This is a genomic window from Paenibacillus sp. MER 180 (assembly GCF_023713665.1).
In the GTDB taxonomy this organism is placed as follows: Bacteria; Bacillota; Bacilli; order Paenibacillales; family Paenibacillaceae; genus Paenibacillus_B; species Paenibacillus_B suaedae.
The window spans coordinates 147,736-167,773 of record NZ_JAMAVT010000001.1; the positions used below are offsets into that span (position 1 = coordinate 147,736).

Consider the following 20,038-nt stretch of genomic DNA (forward strand, 5'->3'; position numbering starts at 1 on the left):
CCGAAGTTGCCCATACGAGTATGGGTCTCGGCAGAGTTTGTTAATGTTCTTCATGTACAGATGCCTGCGCGATGTATACCATTGTCAACATCGTGAAGATGAAGGCTTGGAGCGCGCCGATAAATATACTGAAGCCTTGCCATGCCGCGAGGAACGGTAGACCGAATACCCCTGCTCCAATGAGCGTGGATATCAGTACCTCACCCGCGAAGATGTTCGCGTACAACCGGATACCAAGCGCAATTGGCTTCGCCAAGTTCTCCACGATATTCAATGGAAGGAAGATTGGGAATGGCTCGATATAGTGCTTCAAGTAGTGCTTCCGATTGTTCTTGAGGCCTAGGAAGTTCACGATAATGAAGACCAAGAACGCCAGACCGAATGTTACGGATACGTCAGCCGTTGGCGACTTATACCACAACAAGTGGACGTGTTCAGGTTTACCCTTAGCTGCAAGCTCATCGAATGCCGCCTGACTAGTTGCTACAATCTCGTGACCGAAGATAGACACCGGATGGTGCGCTTCGGTAATCACTGCGAACGGCAATCCTAGTACGTTAGATACGAAAATAAACAAGATAAGCGTCATCCCTAATGAGATGAATGCCTTCCCCTTCTTCAGTGGCATCGCACTACCGATAATGCCGTGCACGAATTCGACAACCCACTCCAAGAAGTTCTGCATCTTGGAAGGCTTTTCAACCGAAAGATTGCGAACAGCGAGCCGGGCAATAATAAAGGTAATGATTCCGCTGAGAAGTAGCGTGAAGATGATGGACAAATCCAGGTGCAGTCCCATAACCTCGATAATCGGTGCTGAGTGCATAAATGTGTTCACCCCTTTCCAATAGACTGCTTACGCTTTCTTTTTGCTTGCCCAAATTATACTAACGAAAATCGACAATAACTGAGTAATGAAAAATCCGACAATTGTCGCCACAAGGGATATGTGCTGTTCGAACTTAATGGCGAACATGACTGCCAAGAGTACAATGCACATCCGAGTTACAAATCCAAAGCTGTACCGCCTCTTCTCTTGACTAGCAGCCATCTCTGCAATCTGTCTAACTTTGATAGACAAATAGTGAGCATAGGCCAGCCCTGCCGCAGTTCCCAGTGTCAGTCCAGCCGTATATGTCCGGTATTCCGGCGCTACAGCCCAACCGAGGATGAACGCAGACAACAAGAGAAGCGTTACTCTCGTAACGGCACGAACCATGGAAGCCATATCATTCATTTTGTTCCCCCATGAACTTCTTTACTAAGTAGATGATATTGACGATGCCAAGGCATAGCCCGACGATACTCCCTACTCCAAGCCAGAGCTTGGACCCATTAGACGCATTCGCGATCCACTTCCCCGCGTAAAAGCCTAAGAGTATGTACAAGGCAAGCAAGACACCCGCTCCACTAATAGAGAGGGCGACCAGCCATGGGCGATCGTTACGATTCGACATTTTCACAGCCTATAATTCCCATTCATTTTACTTAAGATTACGAGTCTTTGTCAATTGATAAAAACCGCGTAACAACAAGGATGAAAACGATATACATTCGCTTTCAAGCTTTGAAAATCCGCGTAAACCGTACAGTATCACTGTATGCTGGTGCCTTCCCTCATAGAAGAGTGTCATCTATCAATTTGTGAACTTTGTGTGAAATGGCTCCGGACGCTCTTCTTGAACCCCAAAACTGTGAAGAATCGCACTGACGATCCTTTGGGACGCTTTGCCATCCCCATAAGGGTTTGCAGCCTTGCTCATACGTGCATATGTCGCTTCGTCCGACAACAGCGCCTTCGCACGCGCATACACTTTCTCTTCATCCGTGCCGACCAACTCCAGTGTTCCTGCATCAATGCCTTCCGGTCGTTCGGTAGTTTCGCGGAGGACAAGCACAGGAATGCCAAATGACGGTGCTTCCTCCTGAAGACCGCCTGAATCGGTAAGGATGAGGTGCGTGTGCGGATAGAAGTTGTGGAGGTCAACCACATCAAGCGGTTCTATCAGCTTAATGCGCGGGTGATCTCCCAGCATCTCATGAGCCGGTTCACGTACAGCCGGACTTGGATGTACCGGATATACGATAGCGATGTCTTCAAATTCGTCTGCAATACGGCGAACAGCACGGAAAATGTTGCGATGCGGCTCACCTTGTGATTCGCGGCGATGTGCAGTCATCAATACTAGACGTTTGCCTTGCGCCCAATCGAGCACCTCATGCTTGTAGTCAGATCGTACTGTATATTGAAACACATCTGTAACCGTGTTGCCTGTGACAAATATCGATGCATCTTGCTTATTTTCTTTACGCAAATTGCTTGCCGACCAATCGGTAGGCGCAAAGTGCAAATCAGCCAAAACGCCTGTCAATTGGCGATTCATTTCTTCCGGGAACGGAGAAAGCTTATTCCATGTACGAAGTCCCGCTTCAACGTGCCCTACCTTAATCTGCTGCATGAATGCTGCGTAGCTGGCGAGGAACGTCGTCAATGTGTCACCATGTACAAGCACAATATCTGGCTTCGCTTCACGCAATACAGGCTCCAATCCTTGAAGGACACGCACGGAAATATCATTCAGCGTCTGACGCGCCTGCATAATGTCCAGATCATAGTCTGGCTTAATATTGAACACATCGAGCACCTGGTCCAACATCTGACGATGTTGGGCCGTGACGCATACGATGGATTCGATGTGTTCCGGATGCTTCTGTAATTCCAGAATAAGCGGCGCCATCTTAATTGCTTCTGGACGAACACCGAATACCGTCATTACTTTCACTTTGGACATAGTCTTATCCTCCGTCTTTCTTCTTGCATAATAGTCAATACATTATTGGCTCTAAAATCATTTTTTTGACCTCAAAAAGATCGCTTTTCAGCACCGAGAAGGTTGCAAGAACTCGAAGCCGAGCTTCCGAAGCGAGTTTTGCCGAGCAAAACTTGTAAGGAGCAGCAGAGTGCAGACAAAGACTACATGAGCAGATAAAATGTTTCCGCAGGAAACATACTTCGTAAGCATAAGTTCTTCGAGAGTGAATGCAAGATTCGATGCCGAATTGCCTCTTGAGTTGCTTCGTGATCAAAAGCGAATTCTTCTACTTTGTGCCGAACAAGCGGTCGCCGGCGTCACCCAAACCTGGAACAATATAGCCGTGATCGTCCAGACGCTCGTCCAATGCCGCCAAATAAATGTCGATGTCCGGATGTGCTTCTTGAACAGCCTTGACACCTTCCGGCGCTGCAATGAGACACATCAATTTAATTTGCGTGCAGCTGCGCTTCTTCAGCACATCAATAGCCGCAATCGCCGATCCGCCTGTAGCAAGCATTGGATCAATAACGATCAATTGACGCTCAGTCACGTCTGTAGGAAGCTTCGTATAGTACTCAACCGGTTGAAGCGTCTCAGGATCGCGGAACAAGCCCACATGTCCGATCTTCGCACCTGGAATCAGCTTTACAACGCCTTCTACCATACCTAGTCCAGCACGCAAAATAGGGATTAGTCCCAGCATGCGGCCAGCGATCATTTTGCTCTCTGTTTCGGCAACTGGCGTTTCGACTGTCACCGTTTGCAATGGCAGTTCACGTGTAATCTCATACGCCATCAAAGTTGCTACTTCGTCCACGAGCTCGCGGAAGTCCTTCGTCGTTGTCTTTTTGTCTCGAATCAATGTCAATTTGTGTTGAATCAGTGGATGATCGCAAATGACCAGTTTACCCATATTTCGTGTCCCTCCGCCTTTTACTCTCGTTGCTTTTAATCTCAATACGTGATGATTTGAACTGATATTCCTACTTTGAACAGCCGTACATGCCAAGCTTATCCGGCTTCATCTAAGCTAAACAGGCTCTATTATAACATTCCGAGCCTATCACTGCACGTTTTGCAGGCACTTTTGAGGTATTTTTCACATTTCCGACAACTCGGTGCAAAAGGATCACACTGTACTATTTCTAAGCATGTTGAAGACAGCTTATACATGGTCATGCAGCAAACATCGGAAATTGTCGAGATTCTACTCTGCTGAGGCTCTCGCACACTACCTAGGCATCCTGTACTGAAATCGAGAGTTCTCCCTGCCTATTTACGCAAAAAAGAGCAGGTGATCATCTTCAAGAGTGATTACCTGCTCTGTCAATTAAATATGCAATAAAAGAGTCCTACCCGCCAAAAGGGCGTGTCTTCCACCTAATTAATATTTCAATGTAGAGTACAACGGGAACTGAGCTGTCAGATCGCTGACCATACCGCGTGCTTTGTTTAATACAGCCTCATCCTGTGGCTGCTTCAATGTCATAGCAATGACTTGGCCAATAACGCGCATTGCTGCTTCATCCATGCCTCGGGATGTCGCCGCTGGTGTTCCGATACGAATACCGCTCGTTATGAACGGGCTTGTCGGATCGAATGGAATGGCGTTCTTGTTCACGGTAATGCCAACGGAATCCAATACTTTCTCCGCATCTTTACCCGTGATATTGATATTGCGCGTATCAATCAGCATCAGATGGTTGTCTGTACCGCCAGATACAATACTCAAACCTTCCTCAACCAGCGTACTTGCCAATACTTGCGCGTTCTTGATCACTTGCTCAGCATACTGCTTGAACGATGGCTGCAGTGCTTCGCCCAATGCAACAGCCTTAGAAGCCACCACATGCATAAGCGGGCCGCCTTGTGTGCCTGGGAATACAGCCTTGTCGATCGCTTGTGCCCAAGCTTGACGGCACATAATCATACCTCCGCGCGGACCGCGCAGTGTCTTATGTGTTGTCGTCGTAACGAAATGAGCGTGCGGTACTGGGCTTGGATGAAGTCCTGCGGCAACCAATCCTGCGATATGCGCCATGTCTACCATGAACAGAGCGCCTACATCGTTCGCAATTTGGCCGAGTGCTTCAAAATCGATAATACGTGGATAAGCGCTTGCGCCTGCCACGATCATTTTCGGACGATGCTTAAATGCTGCCTTGCGCACTTTATCATAATCAATACGGAACGTATCTTCTTCCACACCGTAAGCCACAAAGTTGTACAGCAAACCAGATGCATTCACAGGGCTTCCGTGAGTCAAGTGTCCACCATGCGCCAAATCCATGCCAAGCACGGTATCTCCTGGCTTCAATGCTGCCAAGTACACAGCCATGTTCGCTTGCGCACCGGAGTGCGGCTGTACATTAACATGCTCAGCGCCGAAGAGTTCCTTCGCACGGTTGCGGGCAATATCCTCAACAATATCCACATGCTCGCAGCCGCCATAGTAGCGTTTGCCTGGATAACCTTCCGCGTATTTGTTCGTCAGAACCGTCCCCATCGCTTCCATAACCGCCTCACTGACGATGTTTTCAGAAGCAATCAGCTCGATATTGTTGCGCTGACGCTGCAACTCCAAGTCCATTGCTTTCAACACTTCAGGATCTGCTTGTCGTAAATGATCTACCATTGGCATAGCCCTCCCACATTTTCATTCCCTTATTGCAATGTATGACAACGCATCTGCGTTAAGGTTCTATCGTAGCGGTAATATAAGTGCAGCAGCGGTTCACCCGCTCCACTGCAAATAATTGTGAACAGCCGACATTCAAGCGCTGCTCCTATTCACATGAAGACAATCCATCCTCAGTTGGAAGCTGATAGACTGCCCGCTCCCCACCTATAAGCTTCGGCCGCGTCTTCGCCATATTGACACGCGCCTTGCCAATATATCGTACTTCTGTACGCAGAGGAACAGCTACCCGGCGCAAATGCATGCCAATAAGCGTCTCGCCGATATCGATGCCAGCATGGGCACATATCTCTTCTGCGAGACAAGCATCAGTCAGCTGGCGATACGCATAAGCGGCCATCGAGCCTCCCGCCTTCCGTACCGGAACTGCCGATACTTCCACCAGCCGGAGCCGCTCCAATGTGTGGCGTTCAACGACAAGTGCGCGGTTCAAATGCTCACAGCATTGGAATGCAATCTCGAGGCCATAGCTTGAGCGGAGCACGTCGAGACCGGCAAATATCGCCTGTGCGGTATCCGTTGCGCCCGAAGTTCCAATGCGCGCACCTGCTACCTCGCTTGTACTGCAGCCAATGACGACTAGCTGCCCAGGCTTGAGCCCTGCCTCGCGAACGAGGGCATGTGCAGCTGCCTCTGCCTGCTCGCGAACCTGCCCCATTTTCAAGAATGACGATGCTGGACCTTGATGTTCGTTCTTCTCGATCTCATTCATACTGCCCATTCACCTCCACTCGCTACGCTTGCGAGTGATATTTATGTTCTACGTCTGCGACTTTGCGAAGACGTCCGATATGGCGCTCTCCTTGGCTGAATTCTGTACCCAGCCATACGCGTACAATCTCTTCAGCAAGCCCAGGTCCAATGACACGCTCGCCCATAGCAAGTACATTCGTATCATTATGCTCTCTCGTTGCCTTAGCAGAGAATAAATCATGAACAAGCCCACAGCGGACGCCTGGCACCTTATTCGCTGCGATGGACATCCCAATCCCGGTACCACATATGAGCACGCCTCGATCTGCTTCGCCTGAGGCAACCATCTCTGCAACAGGTACCGCATAATCCGGATAATCTACTGATGTTGTACAATCACAGCCTACATCAACGACGTCATGACCGAGCTCCTTGATGACTTGTACAATCCCTTCCTTAAGTCGTACGCCAGCATGGTCTGCACCAATGGCAATTTTCATTGTCGTACCCTCCATCCGTTGTCTTCAATTGTGCTCTCCGTCCATGTTACCATGCTCGGTATGCTACGGGTCTATTATAACGAATTTCCCGCAAATTAGACGAGCCAATTGCACGTTACTCCCAGTGTAACATGTCTCATTGATTGAAAAAAAGAGCATAGCACGGCTCTCTATCCGTACACTGCTCTTCTGCCCAGGCGACCGGCCGTATGCTCCGATGCTCCACCGTGGTTCCCCACTTCCGTCGCCAGTTACATCGGATCCTCTCCATATAGAACGATCATAATGGATGTCGCAACCAATTGCAACCGTTATTTTCCTGCCCATTCATACACAGCATCCTACTGCTGCATTTGGCAGTGCCATAAACCCAACACTTAAACCGTCTATGGCCGAAGCTTATCAAGCAACCTAGTCAGCGCAGCCTGAATCTCCGCCGCTGTCATCCGATACTGCTCCAAAGAACCGCCATACGGGTCTGCCACATCCTGATTCGGCATAAGCCGCTGCAATTCAGCAAGCTGTACCAGCTCGTCTTCCGTTGGAGCTTGTCCCATAGCAAGCTTCAATTGAAGATCCGCAGCCAATGATTGCAGCTGTTGATATTGCTCCTGCTCTGAATCCGGATTGCTCACATATTCCTTAAGCGCAAATGTCTTGCTCGTTGCACCCGGGAACTGTTGAAGCACATGACGCTTGTGGCTAGTCGTCAATGTCAATATAAGATCTGCCCAATGCACACGCTCTTCATCCAGTGCAGCCGATCGAAAATCTCGATGATTGGCAATATTCTGCTCCTCCAGTACAGTGGAAGCGTGCTGTGACATCGGTGTGCCGTCCCATGCTGCTACACCTGCTGACTGAACATGAATGTCCAAGCCGCGTTCCTCTGCCATATGCTTCAGCATAGCCTCTGCGATTGGACTTCGGCATGTATTGCCTGTACATACAAATAAAATGCGTATCATATGACCCCCTCCCTTCATACCATGAAACCTATCTATAGGGTCGCGCATCTTCATCAATCTCATTCCTGCTTGCTTTGAATTCGCTCCAAAGCTTAGAAAGCTTAGAAAGGCAGTAAAAACAATACCCCAAAGGTAAGCAGGATCGCCCCACCTGCAGCCTCCCCGTACTCACCGAAATGCTTGCCTGCGTGGTGGCCAAGCAGTAAGCCAAAGATCGACATCGCACCGCCGAACAATCCAAAGGCAATGATCGTCATCAACCAATCAGAGCCGAACATGCCGAGCGATATTCCAACGGAAAAGGAGTCTACACTCACACTGAGTGCGAACAGCAGCATCCCCCATACCGTTGAAGTATTAATCATTTGCGAGGATTCACCCTTCAATGAGCTGTATATCATATGCCCCCCTAGCATAATAAGAAGGCCTCCCGCTGCCCATGTGGTTACTTCACCGAGCAGCAAGCTCATATACATGCCTGTTGCAACACCCGCCAGCGGCATCAGTACATGGAACAATGCGATAACTCCGCTAATGCGAACTGCATCTCTTCGCCGTACCCCTCTCATACCGATACCTAGACACAGTGAAAAGGCATCTGAGCCCAATGCTGCCGCCATCAAAAAAATCGTGATCCATTGGCCGATTGGTGCTGCCGTTTCCCACATTGCCCCCACTCCTCGTCCCATAGCGTCTGTATCCAACGTATGCGGACAAGGATAGTTTCATGACAGGCAGCAAGGAGATAACAAGGCTTGTCTCTTATAAGCTACATTACCCAAACAAGGTTCATTCACACCAAATGATACGATGACCTGCAGCCTTCATCATACGGTTCATCACTGCAAGACCGATGCCTTCTGTAGTGCAAGCTTCTGCCAGTATATAAGTTGCGCCCGCTTCATCGAAATGCCGCAGTGCGTCATATAACAGTGCAGCTGCCTCTTCTAATGCATGCACACTGCCAATCGTTGCTACAATATCAGCTCGGTATTGTTCTGCATGCTCTGTGAAGGCAAGTACACCCGTTGTCTCCCCACGCTGCTGCGCTTCATGCAACATACGCTTCATGCATTCGGTCACTTGTTCCGCAGACTTCCCTTGCACGATATGCAGCTGACCTTGGGGAGCATAATGGGTATATTTCATTCCAGGTGAGCGAGGCGCGTTCATCTGGATGTCTTTCGCTTGCCCCATATGCCCCGAAGCAGCTTGAGGAGATACCGACTCATCGCTAATCATGCCGCTCGCTGCTGCCGAAGGATCTGCTTCCTTGTTCACCAGCGGCGTAGACAAGGAATCTCGATCCCCCAGCGCAGATTCTGGAGTTTGTGGAACCTGCGCATGGATCATTCCCCCATTGGGATCGACCGCTGGATCAATCGTTACCTCGGAGGCCACCTCTTGCAGCATCGCTGTTGTTATCCCACCCGGGCGGAGGACATGCACACGACTGCCTATTAATTCTACAACAGTAGACTCTACCCCTACGCCTGTCGCACCGCCATCGACAATACCGTCGATAAGACCGTCCAAATCCTCCCGTACATGCTCCGCACGCGTCGGACTAGGACGTCCTGAACGGTTGGCGCTTGGAGCTGCCACGGGACATCCAGAAGCACGTATAAGAGCCAAAGCTGTATCGTGACCCGGCATCCGTACACCAACCGTATCCAGTCCCGCCGTCACGCGAGGGGATACAGCCCCCATTCGCACTGGCAGCACGATCGTCAACGGACCCGGCCAAAAGCGTTCCATAAGACGAGCAGCGATATCACTATAAGGCAGGACAAGCTCATCAAGCTGATTCCGTTCAGCAATATGAACGATTAGCGGGTTGTCGGATGGACGCCCCTTGGCAGCAAATATACGTTCAACTGCCTTCGTATCACGGGCATCCGCGCCAAGCCCATATACCGTCTCCGTTGGAAAGGCAACGGTGCCGCCGGCAGCTAGAATTGCCGCCCCCTCTGTTATTCCATGCTGCTTTTCGAGCGGCATATGTTCGTCTACCGACCACCACTTCGTGTGCAAACGTTGAGCGCTTCCTTCCGTCACGGCAGTCGCGCTGTCCTTCTGTTCCCGTTCATGTCGAGTATTCATTGAGTACATCCCTTACTTCGATATAGAGTGTATGCTCTCCCGCCCCGATGTCGACATCGACACTAAAAAAAAGAAAAGGCGGAAGCAACGCAAGAAAGATGCCAAAGGAGCTTCGGCATCTTCATAAATTGAAGTTTCACACGTATTCGTACTTAATTCAAATCTATAAATAACTGTTGCTTATTTTAGTTGTACCATAATGGCGGCAACACGTCCAGACGAGTGGAAGGCACACCTAGTGCATACAACTACTCGATTAGATTACCCAAATATTGCACTGAAAATGGAACCAATCAAACGAAACAATGCCTCTAGAGCCTCCCACAGGAAGAACTTCACTTCTGTCTCGCCCGATTCCATCGCGGCATGGGCTTGAGCCTTCCCGTCTGCAGCCTGAGCATCTCCCTCAGCTGATAGAGCGCCCTTGTCTTGTTCTCCACTCTTAGATGGCGCAGCTGACTTGGACTTCGCATCACCAGCTTGTGCTTGAGCCGTACTCCCATCGACGAAGCAGAGCGGCGGGAACAGGACACACCACCAATTCTGTCCGCTTCCCTCGCCTAATGTAACGAGCAATGCTTCATACATCCCGGCAGGATATACTTCGCCTCCATACCACTTGGCCGGGAAGGATACTTCTCCAAGCTTCACCTTGACTCCATACGCCAGTCCTTTTTCGTTTAACACTTGCTCTGCCGTCTGCTTCAGTTCGTCCAAATGCCCTGCTATCAGCTCGCGTGCCTTTTCACGAGTATCCGGCTTCTTTTCTGTCTTAAGCCAGCCGTTAATCTGCTCCACAATCCGATCCCGAACCATGCGCTTCACACGCTGATCGTTATCAACGTCTGAGTTGGCCAATATTCGCAGCCGAATCGCATCCTCAGGAATATGATCCTGCTTCTCTATCTTTTGCTTCTGAATATTTTGATTATCAATGGCCTCCGCATGGCCATTTTCCCAACGCATCAAAGCTCCCGCTGCCAGTACGGCAATCGCGAGACCGAGTACGAACACGCGTAAGTTCATGTTCATCCTGCTCCTTGTGAGGTTGGGCGCGCCTCTTGTCTATCAGTATGTCCGCGAGCAGGATCCTTAAACCTATCAATAATGTTTTTTTTGATAGATAGATTCGTCAGAGTCTTAGGTGAAACTGGTGGTTATCATGCGGCCTATGAACCGATACCCCACTTTTTAATGCATAAAAAAGGACTGTCCTAGTCGCAGATATGTTCTGCGTCATGGAACAGTCCTTATAGAGTTAAATTTCTCCTAAGCCTCGAACACCAATCACATGGCGCTCAATACCAGCCAGGTCAGGCACAATGATCAGCTTCTCATCATAACCAGCTTGCGCGAGCATTGCCGCCACATCTTGCGCTTGTCCTTGACCCACTTCAAAGCCAATCATTCGAGGAGCCTTGCCAAGCTCGGACAGCATGGTGACAAGCCGTCGATACGGCTCCAAACCATCCGCTCCACCATCCAGTGCCGTACGCGGCTCATAGTCGCGCACCTCACGCATCAGATCCGCGATATCACCAGCCGGAATATAAGGTGGATTGGATACGAGAATGTCCAATTCACTACCAGCGAACGGCGCCAGCAGATCCCCCTGTTTCCACGACATCCGCTCTGCAACGCCAAGCCGCTCCGCATTTCGCTTCGCGACAGCAAGCGCCCCTGGCGAGATATCGCCAGCCGTGATATGCCAATGTGGACGCTCATGTGCCAATGTACAAGCAATTGCACCGCTGCCGGTACCAATATCCACAACATGAAGTGGTTCATCTTGCGACCAGATCCGGTCAGCTTCAGTCAGTATCGCCTCCACGAGGAGCTCTGTCTCCGGTCTTGGGATAAGCACATCCGACGTCACTTCGAACGGCAAACCATAGAAGTAAGCATCCCCAATAATATATTGGGTCGGCTCACCCGCAGATCGCCGTGTCACTGCCGATTCAAAAGCATGGATTGCATCTTCAGGCATCAGCTCTGTCAATGCAACTAAGTAAGCGACTCGCTCCATACCCAGCACATGCCGCAGCAGCAGTTCGGCATGATGTGCAGCATCATCGACTCCATTCTCTGCTAAAAAAGAAGAAGCCTGTACCCAGGCTTCTCTTATTGTTGCAGGCCATGCGAGGCGATATGGAGCTCTGTCTGCCGCATTTAGCTGACCACGCTCCTCATTCCGTCCGCAAGGCTCACTCATGCTTGATTCTCCCTTTCCAGCAGCTCTGCTTGTTCAGTCAGCGTAAGCGTTTGGATGAGTTCCTCCACATCGCCGTTCATAATTTGATCAAGCTTATGCAGAGTCAAGCCGATACGATGATCTGTCACACGGCTCTGCGGATAGTTGTACGTCCGAATCCGTTCACTGCGATCACCCGTTCCGACCTTACTCTTGCGCTCGCCAGCGTACTTGGCTTCTTCCTCTTGCCGCTTAATTTCATAGATGCGGGCACGCAAGACTTGCAATGCCTTCGCCTTATTATCGTTCTGAGACTTCCCGTCCTGACACGTAGCCATGATCCCTGTCGGAATATGTGTAACACGTACCGCCGACTTCGTTGTGTTGACGGACTGGCCGCCCGCGCCAGAAGAGCAGAATGTATCAACACGAATATCTTTATCGAAGATCTCGACTTCTACTTCATCTACCTCTGGCATTACAGCTACAGTCGAAGTTGACGTATGAATACGTCCGCCTGATTCAGTTGCCGGTATGCGTTGAACGCGGTGCGCGCCGCTCTCATACTTCAGCTTGCTGTAAGCACCCTTACCGGATACCGAGAAGATAACTTCTTTGAATCCGCCCAGATCGCTCATGTTCGCTTCCATCAGCTCTGTACGCCATCCTTGTGAATCCGCATAGCGCGTGTACATGCGGTATAAATCAGCAGCGAAGAGCGCAGCTTCATCACCGCCTGCCGCACCGCGAATTTCCACGATCACGTTCTTGTCATCATTCGGATCCTTCGGCAGCAGCAAAATACGAATACGTTCCTCAAGTTCCGTTTGACGCGCACTCAGTTCCTCGATTTCCATCTTCACCATTTCGCGCATCTCATCGTCAAGCTTCTCTTGCATCATTACCTTCGCCGCATCCAGTTCGCTAAGTACATTTTTAAATTCCATAAATGCTTCATAAGCTGGCTGCAGATCGGATTGCTCCTTCGAATACTCACGAAGCTTCTTCGGCTCGTTCGCCACATCCGGGTCACATAGCAATTCACTCAACTTCTCATAGCGATCCGCAAGGGATTGCAGTCTATCTAACATCATACACGCTCACCTCTCTTCTCCAATTCGATACTACCACGTATATTCATGAACCTTGATTTGCGCAATCATGGTTCGTGCTTCAATATAATGAATGATTACGGCATTCCACCATAACCATTTCCACAACCATTCCCTCGCTCAACCTACATTACAATGCGAAGATGATCTCACTGCATTAGCTAAGCAAGCGAAGAAGCAGAAGCGCTATACGTTGAAGCGGAAATGCATAACATCGCCGTCTTGAACAACGTATTCCTTACCTTCCAATCTTAGCTTACCCTGTTCCTTCACCGCATTCATAGAACCGCCAGCAACTAGATCATTATAAGAGACCACTTCGGCACGAATGAAGCCGCGCTCGAAGTCGGAGTGGATAACACCTGCCGCTTGCGGGGCCTTCATCCCTTTGCGAATCGTCCAAGCGCGTACTTCTTGTACACCAGCAGTAAAGTACGTATACAGACCAAGCAAGCGATAGGCAGCCTTAATCAAGCGGTTCAGACCGGACTCATCCAGTCCAAGCTCTTCAAGGAACATTTCCTTATCTTCGCCCTCAAGCTCAGCAATTTCTGCTTCTACCTTTGCGCTAATCGGCACAACTTCCGCATTCTCAGCTGCGGCAAAGTCACGTACCTGCTGTACATATGGATTGCTATCCGCATCCTTTACGCCATCTTCGCTTACGTTCGCCGCATACAATACTGGCTTCATCGTGAGCAAGTGCATGTCGCGTACAAGCACCTTTTCTTCGTCGCTCAGTTCCAAGCTGCGTGCTGGCTTATCATCGTACAACGCCTCTTTCAAGCGCTCCAATACAGCAGCCTCTGCCGCATACTTCTTGTCGCCGCTCTTCATGTTCTTCTTTGTGCGATCAAGACGCTTCTCAACCGATTCCAAATCCGCCAGAACGAGCTCCAAATTGATCGTTTGAATATCGCTAACTGGGTCAACCTTTCCGTCAACATGCGTAATATTTTCGTCTTCGAAGCAGCGCACAACGTGTACGATTGCATCTACTTCACGAATGTGAGCCAAGAACTTGTTCCCAAGCCCTTCGCCCTTGCTCGCACCACGTACCAGGCCGGCAATATCAACAAATTCAAACGCTGTTGGAACTGTACGGTTCGGAACAACCAGCTCCGTCAGCTTATCCAAGCGCTCATCTGGAACCTCAACCACGCCGACATTCGGATCGATCGTACAGAACGGATAGTTCGCCGATTCAGCCCCTGCTTGTGTAATCGCATTGAACAACGTCGATTTGCCGACGTTAGGCAGCCCAACAATACCTGCTTTTAATGCCATTTATAAGTACAACTCCTTAGACCGTATATTTGAATAACCATTGTTTCGAACATTACCTTACTATAAACCTAGTCTATCAATTATGTTTCATGTATCGTTAAGATGCGTGTAAAAAACACGCAAAAATTCCTTAACCATTATAACCAACAACGCAAAAAAAACCTAGTCATCGACTAGATTTTTTCCGTATTGTCAACTTTTGCTCACTTCAGGAGAGCAGAAAAGCACTAAAGACTTCTGCGATCTTAGCAATTTTTATTGTTCGGAATAATAAATCCTTACTCAAGAGCTGCTTGTCTGAAGCCAAGTACGTATCCATCCACTTGCAGCCAGATATTAATTTTTTTGGAGGTAGCGTTGTCTGATATTTATCTATGTCAACCGTTTCCTTTACCTTGCCTTGGCTCTCCTCGGATAAGGAGACTGTGCACCGAACATACTATTGCTGTAGCTGGATCCAATATTCAATTTTCATCATTTTTGAGTAAAGTGAGGGGTACAACTATGGAGAATAAATCGCATCGTGGCAATTATAAAGGCACTACGGCAATGAAAGCGAAAAATCAAGATATGGCGTTCGTAAATGACACTATTGAAGGAGCAAAATCCGTAACACCTTTCTCCGAGAAAAAGAAAAAGACGGACTAGTTCCGTCTTGCCAGCTTCAATGTCCAATTGTGTATTCACATCATAACTTGTCCAATCGATCTACCTGTTTCACCGAAGGTAGGCTTAACCTAGCAAGGGTTCTCTTATGTGATGAATCGATACAGCGAACGAATCGTCATACCCGCTCCGTAGCGTTCTGCATTCGGCATATCGACTTGATTTTGCAAGCATACCTTAATGACACGTGCAGCTGCAGGATGGATCGATACCGTTCCATCTTCCTGCTTCTGCATAACGCTACCGTCTTGACCTGGCGTCTGGAATAAAGAATACAGCATCCCATCTGCGACAAGCATCGGGCTGTTCCAGTTCCATTGCAGCCACTCCTCATCCCACTGAACCGTTGACTCACCTATCTCCCATACTACCTGCCGTGAGCGGCGCTGATGAGCAGATATCGTCTTCTCCAGTGCTTCTTTCCAAAAAGCAGCTCGTTCGTCCAAGGTTGTCCCCTTACTTAAGGAGCGACATGCAGCTTGCGCACATACCGACGCAATAGCGCCGTCCGCCCACGGAAACTGAATGCGATCCATACGAGGCAGCGTACACCCCGATATGAGCTTGCTCATCTCCAGAAGACCGAGTGACTCAGGAGCGGTAACAGCTACGCATACAGCGCGAATCGCTTCGTGAAGCTCATCGTCTTGATGCTGTCCGAACGCTATGGATGGGTTGAATGGCTTACCGATACGGTGCCGATAATCTGCCAAAGCAAGCAAGCCATTAAGTCGCACACGTGCTGTAAGGCCATGGAAGGAAGCCTCCTGCAGCGTATCCTCAACAGCCTCATCTGTCCATTGGAGCAAATGCAGCACATAAATCACCTGCACTGCTGTTCGATCATCTTCGTGAATGAGAGACGTCCAATCTGCATAGCGCTCGCGAAGTACGTGAAGCCAGCTCTGCTCCACCTGAGAGGCAATATCTCTAGTCTCCGCATCATCAGCATGTCGATATCGAGAGGGTGTCACCCCAAATGGGAGATGGCTGTCTATCACCGTTCGCAGTACTTGCGCAATCCCATTCAAGATGGATGCCTTCGCAACCGACTTATATCGTACGGTCAAAATATCCAAGAGCGGCTCGATTAGCGCACTAGTTGCTTCATGGACACCATGCTCCATGCACAACTGCTCGAATAATGCTTGAGCCGCCTCCGCCGATTGCTCCATCGATCCGTTCTCCATGACACAGAGCAATTCCGGCACATTGTCTTCTGAGCCGAACGAATATACCGATCCTGCCCCATTAGCCAAGCCCATTTTCTCTACGCCTCCATAAGCCGCCCGAGTTACAGGGGCTGTGGTTTTAATTTCCATTATATCATCTCATGTCAACTTTGGAATGGTTTTATCGAAATATGTCGAAAAAAAGAATACAATAGCCGAAACAGCCCGCAGCCGTGCAAGTGTGTGTTAAGAAATCATATTCAAAGATGATTCAAATCATCACTGATTGGTGAATGATAAGTAGCATGACATTCTCCCCCTTTAGATGAATAGGCAATACAAAACAACGCCCCGGAAGGCTCATCCAGCCATCTGGGGCGTTGTTCGGCATCTCCAATTTAAACCAAGCCGATCGACGACAAGAAAATCAATATTATGAGCACAGGAGCTATAATGCGCATCGTGAACAGCCATATACTTCTCCATACGGGAGGGAGACCCGTCTCTTCTCCGGACTGCTTCCATGCGTATCCGACAAGCAGCGTTACGAACAAACCGCCCAGTGGCAGCATTACATTCGAGGTCAGGAAATCTATCCATTGGAAGAAGTTACGGCCGCCCAGCGTCGCTCCCTCAAGAACCCCTCCTGCTGCCAGCGTGCACGGAAGACCGATGATGTACATGGCAGCAATCACATAAAAGGTTGCCTTGCCGCGCCCCAAGTTGTAGCGGCGCATGATATAGGCTACAGGCACTTCCGCAAGAGCCAAACAAGACGTAACTGCAGCAATTGCCAGGAGCAAGAAGAACAAGCCGCCGAACAATGCCCCATAAGGCATCGAGGCGAATGCTGCAGGGAGAGCAACGAAAACAAGTCCCGGCCCTGAATCCGGTTCAATTCCAAATGTAAATATCGTTGGGAAGATGATCAACCCTGCAATAAGCGCATAGATTAAATCACCCGCTCCTACTGCAATAGTTGCTAGTGGCAGCGATTGATGCTTGTCTACGTATGCACCATACGTCAGCATGGCCCCCATACCAAGCGACAAGGAGAAAAATGCAAGCCCCAATGCCATCAGTGCGGAATGGAAGGTCAATTGTGAGAAGTCAGGCTTCAGGAAATAAGAGATTCCTTCAGCAGCGCCGTCCAGCGTAAGCGTACGCACCATCATAACCAATAGAATGATGAGCAGGCCTGGAATAACAATCTTATTGAACTTCTCAATACCACCAGATATCCCTCTGGCAATGATGAATCCGGTTAAGGCAAACACGACGATCTGCCAGACAATCGGCATCATCCCTCCGGTAAAGACCTTGAAGTGTTCCGCATAATCGCCGCTTTGGAACAAGATTCCGGATACCGACTCAAATGCATAATGGAGCGTCCATCCCGCAATCGTGCTGTAATACGTCATAATCAGGAAGGCAGCCAATACGGCGATGAAGCCCAGTACGCCCCATCCTCTTTTGCGTGATAAAGTGGTGAAAGCAGAGACTGCGTCACCGCGTCCGCCACGTCCAACAGCCAGTTCGCCAAGCAATACTGGCAAGCCAACAATTAAGAGACAGGCGATGAATAATAGGAAGAATGCTCCTCCTCCATTTTGCCCCGTAACGTATGGGAACTTCCACATGTTGCCCAGCCCGACTGAACTCCCGATAGCGGCCAATATAAATCCTGCAGAGCTGAATTGCTCCGACTTATTTCCCTTCTGAGGATCCTGCTGTGATTGCTTATTTGACATAAATGGGTATGCCACTCCTTCTTTCCTGCTGTATTTTCTAGGGTGCCCCAAGGACTGAGATAAACTCCATTTTATTCAAAAATGCGCTCCGAATCGAATGTAATATTTCTCAAATCCTCCAGCCTACCTCAAGCATAGCAATCTCCATGCAGCATCCATATGAAAAAAGGCACCCCTTGTGCTGTGTGAGCAGCCAAAGAGCGCCTTAGATCGAGCTATTCACATCCGTGCAGCCAAGAGTGGCTCTTACTTAATTCCTGAGTGCATGAAGCTGCTAATAAATTTGCGCTGGAACAGCAAAAATCCAAGAATCAGCGGCCCTACAACAAGCAATGTTGCCGCACTTACTTCTGCCCACTGCGCCCCCGTCTCGAAAGACTGAGCAAACATAGCAAGCCCTACGGTAAGCGGACGATTCTCTACGGAGTTCGTCACAATCAGCGGCCACAGGAAGTTATTCCACTGATAGCTAACAGATACAACCGCAAATGAGATATATACAGGGGCAGACAACGGCACGAAGATGCGCCACAAAATGCCCAGGCGAGAGCAGCCTTCCACCATCGCTGCTTCTTCCAATTCAAGCGGCAGCTGCTTAAATGTCTGGCGGAGCAGAAATATCCCGAACGCTGATGCGAAGTACGGCAGCATGATGCCCAGCTTCGTATCTAGCAAACCAAACTCCTTCAATACATGGTAGTTCGAGAAAATAAGAACATCCGCTGGTACCATAAGTTGTACCAAGAACAGCATAAATACAGCGTCTTTCCCGAAGAAGCGCAGGCGTGCAAATGCGTAAGCAGCCAGTGTTAGGCTGAGAAGCTGCGCAAGCAGCACTCCTCCTGCAATCGTGAAGGTGTTCAAATAATACTGGGCAAATGGAGCACCTTCCCATACCTTTGCAAAGTTAGCTAACGTCCACTCCCATGACCAGAATGAATTCATGCCCGCATCCTTGGGACGGAACGCCGTCCATAACATCCAGATGAGCGGCACAAACCATACGATGCTGACCACGAGCATAATCGCATGCCAGAGCCACTGCTTCATCCGTCGCTTCGTCCGTTCGATCTTCAAGGCTCGATCCGATAAAGGCGGCCTACGGCCTACGGCGCCTGTACTAAATTCTGTGTTGATCCCAACTGATTTGTCCATAAGGCGCCTCCTTTATTGATAATGGATCTTGCGATCCCAGCCGAAAAATTGTAGTGATGATAGTACCAAGAGCAGTGCGATCATAATGACAGTCATGGTCGCCGCCATTCCTTGATCGTAGAAGCTGAAGGCTGTGTCATAAATGTGATACAGAAGCAGGCTGCTCGCATTGTCTGGACCGCCCTTGGTCATAATCCACAAATGATCCACAAGCTTGAATGCATTCGTCAGCGCTACAACTGCTACAAACAGCGTAGTAGGCATCGTCAATGGGATTGTAATCCGTGTCGTTACCTTCCAAGTACCAATGCCGTCTACCGAGGCCGATTCATATAAGTCCTTCGGAATATTCTGAAGTCCGGCCAAGTAGAAGATCATGAAGTATCCTGCTTCCTTCCAGATCATCATGACGATCATAGCCCACATGACCGTATCGGGATGCCCCAACATATTCATGTCCGCCGACTGTCCAACCCACTTCGCCAGTTGAGCCAACAAACCATACTGAGGTGTGTATATAAACAGCCAAATATTCGCTACCGCGATCATTGGAATCATATTCGGATAGAAAAATGCCACACGAGAGAATGAACGTCCCGCTAGTGCCTTATCAGCGAACAGCGCCATAATGAAAGCAAGCGCCATGGAAGTAGGCACTGTGCCAATCGCAAACCATATATTATTGCTGAATACTTTCTGGAATACAGGGTCTTGGAACAGTGCGGTAAAATTATCAAGCCCTACAAATATCGGCTCTGGTGTAGCCAGGTCGGATTGATACATACTGAGCCAGGCTGTCTTCAGCATTGGATAATAGGTGAAGAGCATGAGGAACAACAGGGACGGGAGCAGCAGCGCCCATGCCAATGTATTGCGGGATAGACGTTCTTTCCATTTGGCGGTCATCATCCTGACCTCCTTCTCCA

The 20,038-nt window shown here is 49.3% G+C and carries 20 protein-coding genes and 1 riboswitch; of the genes, 1 reads left to right on the plus strand and 19 read right to left on the minus strand.

Going from position 1 to position 20,038, the window contains the following annotated elements; translation table 11 throughout:
- Positions 1-40: 40 nt before the first annotated feature.
- From atpB to ychF, 15 genes are all read right to left on the minus strand, one after another.
- Positions 41-826 carry a F0F1 ATP synthase subunit A gene (gene atpB, locus M3661_RS00580; RefSeq protein WP_065291439.1) on the minus strand — a complete coding sequence of 262 codons (786 nt, stop codon included), beginning with the start codon at positions 824-826 and terminating at the stop codon, positions 41-43.
- A gap of 30 nt (positions 827-856) precedes the next feature.
- Positions 857-1,237, minus strand: a complete 381-nt coding sequence (locus M3661_RS00585; RefSeq protein ID WP_021258910.1) for an ATP synthase subunit I — start codon at positions 1,235-1,237, stop codon at positions 857-859.
- A complete protein-coding gene (locus M3661_RS00590; protein ID WP_044353145.1) occupies positions 1,230-1,463 on the minus strand; it encodes an AtpZ/AtpI family protein in 234 nt (77 codons plus the stop codon). The genes M3661_RS00585 and M3661_RS00590 overlap by 8 nt, the downstream gene beginning before the upstream one ends.
- A 174-nt stretch (positions 1,464-1,637) precedes the next feature.
- Positions 1,638-2,792, minus strand: coding sequence for a non-hydrolyzing UDP-N-acetylglucosamine 2-epimerase (gene wecB / locus M3661_RS00595; RefSeq protein WP_065291441.1), 1,155 nt, complete (start codon positions 2,790-2,792; stop codon positions 1,638-1,640).
- 307 nt (positions 2,793-3,099) lie between these two features.
- Positions 3,100-3,729: a uracil phosphoribosyltransferase gene (upp, locus tag M3661_RS00600; RefSeq protein WP_005544846.1), complete on the minus strand. Its 630-nt coding sequence runs from the start codon at positions 3,727-3,729 to the stop codon at positions 3,100-3,102.
- A gap of 471 nt (positions 3,730-4,200) precedes the next feature.
- Positions 4,201-5,451, minus strand: a complete 1,251-nt coding sequence (locus tag M3661_RS00605) for a serine hydroxymethyltransferase (protein ID WP_044353147.1) — start codon at positions 5,449-5,451, stop codon at positions 4,201-4,203.
- Positions 5,452-5,602: 151 nt separating this feature from the next.
- Positions 5,603-6,172 (minus strand): TIGR01440 family protein, encoded by a 570-nt coding sequence (locus M3661_RS00610; RefSeq protein ID WP_065292971.1) that lies wholly within the window; start codon positions 6,170-6,172, stop codon positions 5,603-5,605.
- 76 nt (positions 6,173-6,248) lie between these two features.
- On the minus strand, positions 6,249-6,707 hold the full coding sequence (gene rpiB / locus M3661_RS00615) for a ribose 5-phosphate isomerase B (protein WP_065292953.1): 459 nt from the start codon (positions 6,705-6,707) through the stop codon (positions 6,249-6,251).
- Between the two features lie 184 nt (positions 6,708-6,891).
- A riboswitch (ZMP/ZTP riboswitch) is annotated at positions 6,892-6,972 on the minus strand.
- Between the two features lie 121 nt (positions 6,973-7,093).
- Positions 7,094-7,675 (minus strand): low molecular weight protein arginine phosphatase, encoded by a 582-nt coding sequence (locus tag M3661_RS00620; RefSeq protein ID WP_251481310.1) that lies wholly within the window; start codon positions 7,673-7,675, stop codon positions 7,094-7,096.
- Between the two features lie 101 nt (positions 7,676-7,776).
- Positions 7,777-8,343: a manganese efflux pump MntP gene (locus M3661_RS00625; protein WP_251481312.1), complete on the minus strand. Its 567-nt coding sequence runs from the start codon at positions 8,341-8,343 to the stop codon at positions 7,777-7,779.
- Between the two features lie 121 nt (positions 8,344-8,464).
- Positions 8,465-9,787: an L-threonylcarbamoyladenylate synthase gene (locus tag M3661_RS00630; RefSeq protein WP_397376478.1), complete on the minus strand. Its 1,323-nt coding sequence runs from the start codon at positions 9,785-9,787 to the stop codon at positions 8,465-8,467.
- Between the two features lie 252 nt (positions 9,788-10,039).
- Positions 10,040-10,804: a stage II sporulation protein R gene (spoIIR, locus tag M3661_RS00635; protein WP_251481314.1), complete on the minus strand. Its 765-nt coding sequence runs from the start codon at positions 10,802-10,804 to the stop codon at positions 10,040-10,042.
- Between the two features lie 232 nt (positions 10,805-11,036).
- Positions 11,037-11,990, minus strand: coding sequence for a peptide chain release factor N(5)-glutamine methyltransferase (gene prmC / locus M3661_RS00640; RefSeq protein ID WP_251481316.1), 954 nt, complete (start codon positions 11,988-11,990; stop codon positions 11,037-11,039).
- Complete coding sequence (gene prfA, locus M3661_RS00645; protein ID WP_021257190.1) at positions 11,987-13,060, minus strand: peptide chain release factor 1; 1,074 nt, start codon at positions 13,058-13,060, stop codon at positions 11,987-11,989. Before prfA ends, prmC begins: the two co-directional genes overlap by 4 nt.
- Positions 13,061-13,267: 207 nt before the next feature.
- A complete protein-coding gene (gene ychF, locus M3661_RS00650) occupies positions 13,268-14,368 on the minus strand; it encodes a redox-regulated ATPase YchF (protein WP_065292957.1) in 1,101 nt (366 codons plus the stop codon).
- A 504-nt stretch (positions 14,369-14,872) separates the two neighbouring features.
- On the opposite strand from ychF, the gene M3661_RS00655 reads away from it, so the two are divergent.
- Positions 14,873-15,016: a hypothetical protein gene (locus tag M3661_RS00655; RefSeq protein ID WP_021257192.1), complete on the plus strand. Its 144-nt coding sequence runs from the start codon at positions 14,873-14,875 to the stop codon at positions 15,014-15,016.
- A gap of 104 nt (positions 15,017-15,120) precedes the next feature.
- Here the strand turns inward: M3661_RS00655 and M3661_RS00660 are convergent, their stop codons facing one another.
- From M3661_RS00660 to M3661_RS00675, 4 genes are all read right to left on the minus strand, one after another.
- Entirely contained in the window at positions 15,121-16,356 is a 1,236-nt protein-coding gene (locus M3661_RS00660; RefSeq protein ID WP_251481318.1) for a hypothetical protein, read from the minus strand.
- Between the two features lie 248 nt (positions 16,357-16,604).
- On the minus strand, positions 16,605-17,957 hold the full coding sequence (locus M3661_RS00665; protein ID WP_065292959.1) for a sodium-dependent transporter: 1,353 nt from the start codon (positions 17,955-17,957) through the stop codon (positions 16,605-16,607).
- Between the two features lie 246 nt (positions 17,958-18,203).
- Positions 18,204-19,007 (minus strand): carbohydrate ABC transporter permease, encoded by an 804-nt coding sequence (locus M3661_RS00670; protein WP_251482094.1) that lies wholly within the window; start codon positions 19,005-19,007, stop codon positions 18,204-18,206.
- Between the two features lie 117 nt (positions 19,008-19,124).
- Positions 19,125-20,018, minus strand: coding sequence for a carbohydrate ABC transporter permease (locus M3661_RS00675; RefSeq protein WP_028533385.1), 894 nt, complete (start codon positions 20,016-20,018; stop codon positions 19,125-19,127).
- Positions 20,019-20,038 lie beyond the last annotated feature (20 nt).

Coding starts and splice junctions, on each gene's coding strand:
- atpB (WP_065291439.1), bottom strand. CDS start 826: ATGCACTCAGCACCGATTATCGAGGTTATGGGACTGCACCTGGATTTG.
- M3661_RS00585 (WP_021258910.1), bottom strand. CDS start 1,237: ATGAATGATATGGCTTCCATGGTTCGTGCCGTTACGAGAGTAACGCTT.
- wecB (WP_065291441.1), bottom strand. CDS start 2,792: ATGTCCAAAGTGAAAGTAATGACGGTATTCGGTGTTCGTCCAGAAGCA.
- upp (WP_005544846.1), bottom strand. CDS start 3,729: ATGGGTAAACTGGTCATTTGCGATCATCCACTGATTCAACACAAATTG.
- M3661_RS00605 (WP_044353147.1), bottom strand. CDS start 5,451: ATGGTAGATCATTTACGACAAGCAGATCCTGAAGTGTTGAAAGCAATG.
- M3661_RS00610 (WP_065292971.1), bottom strand. CDS start 6,172: ATGGGGCAGGTTCGCGAGCAGGCAGAGGCAGCTGCACATGCCCTCGTT.
- rpiB (WP_065292953.1), bottom strand. CDS start 6,707: ATGAAAATTGCCATTGGTGCAGACCATGCTGGCGTACGACTTAAGGAA.
- M3661_RS00620 (WP_251481310.1), bottom strand. CDS start 7,675: ATGATACGCATTTTATTTGTATGTACAGGCAATACATGCCGAAGTCCA.
- M3661_RS00625 (WP_251481312.1), bottom strand. CDS start 8,343: ATGTGGGAAACGGCAGCACCAATCGGCCAATGGATCACGATTTTTTTG.
- M3661_RS00630 (WP_397376478.1), bottom strand. CDS start 9,787: ATGTACTCAATGAATACTCGACATGAACGGGAACAGAAGGACAGCGCG.
- spoIIR (WP_251481314.1), bottom strand. CDS start 10,804: ATGAACTTACGCGTGTTCGTACTCGGTCTCGCGATTGCCGTACTGGCA.
- prmC (WP_251481316.1), bottom strand. CDS start 11,990: ATGAGTGAGCCTTGCGGACGGAATGAGGAGCGTGGTCAGCTAAATGCG.
- prfA (WP_021257190.1), bottom strand. CDS start 13,060: ATGTTAGATAGACTGCAATCCCTTGCGGATCGCTATGAGAAGTTGAGT.
- ychF (WP_065292957.1), bottom strand. CDS start 14,368: ATGGCATTAAAAGCAGGTATTGTTGGGCTGCCTAACGTCGGCAAATCG.
- M3661_RS00655 (WP_021257192.1), top strand. CDS start 14,873: ATGGAGAATAAATCGCATCGTGGCAATTATAAAGGCACTACGGCAATG.
- M3661_RS00660 (WP_251481318.1), bottom strand. CDS start 16,356: ATGGAAATTAAAACCACAGCCCCTGTAACTCGGGCGGCTTATGGAGGC.
- M3661_RS00665 (WP_065292959.1), bottom strand. CDS start 17,957: ATGTCAAATAAGCAATCACAGCAGGATCCTCAGAAGGGAAATAAGTCG.
- M3661_RS00670 (WP_251482094.1), bottom strand. CDS start 19,007: ATGAAGCAGTGGCTCTGGCATGCGATTATGCTCGTGGTCAGCATCGTA.
- M3661_RS00675 (WP_028533385.1), bottom strand. CDS start 20,018: ATGACCGCCAAATGGAAAGAACGTCTATCCCGCAATACATTGGCATGG.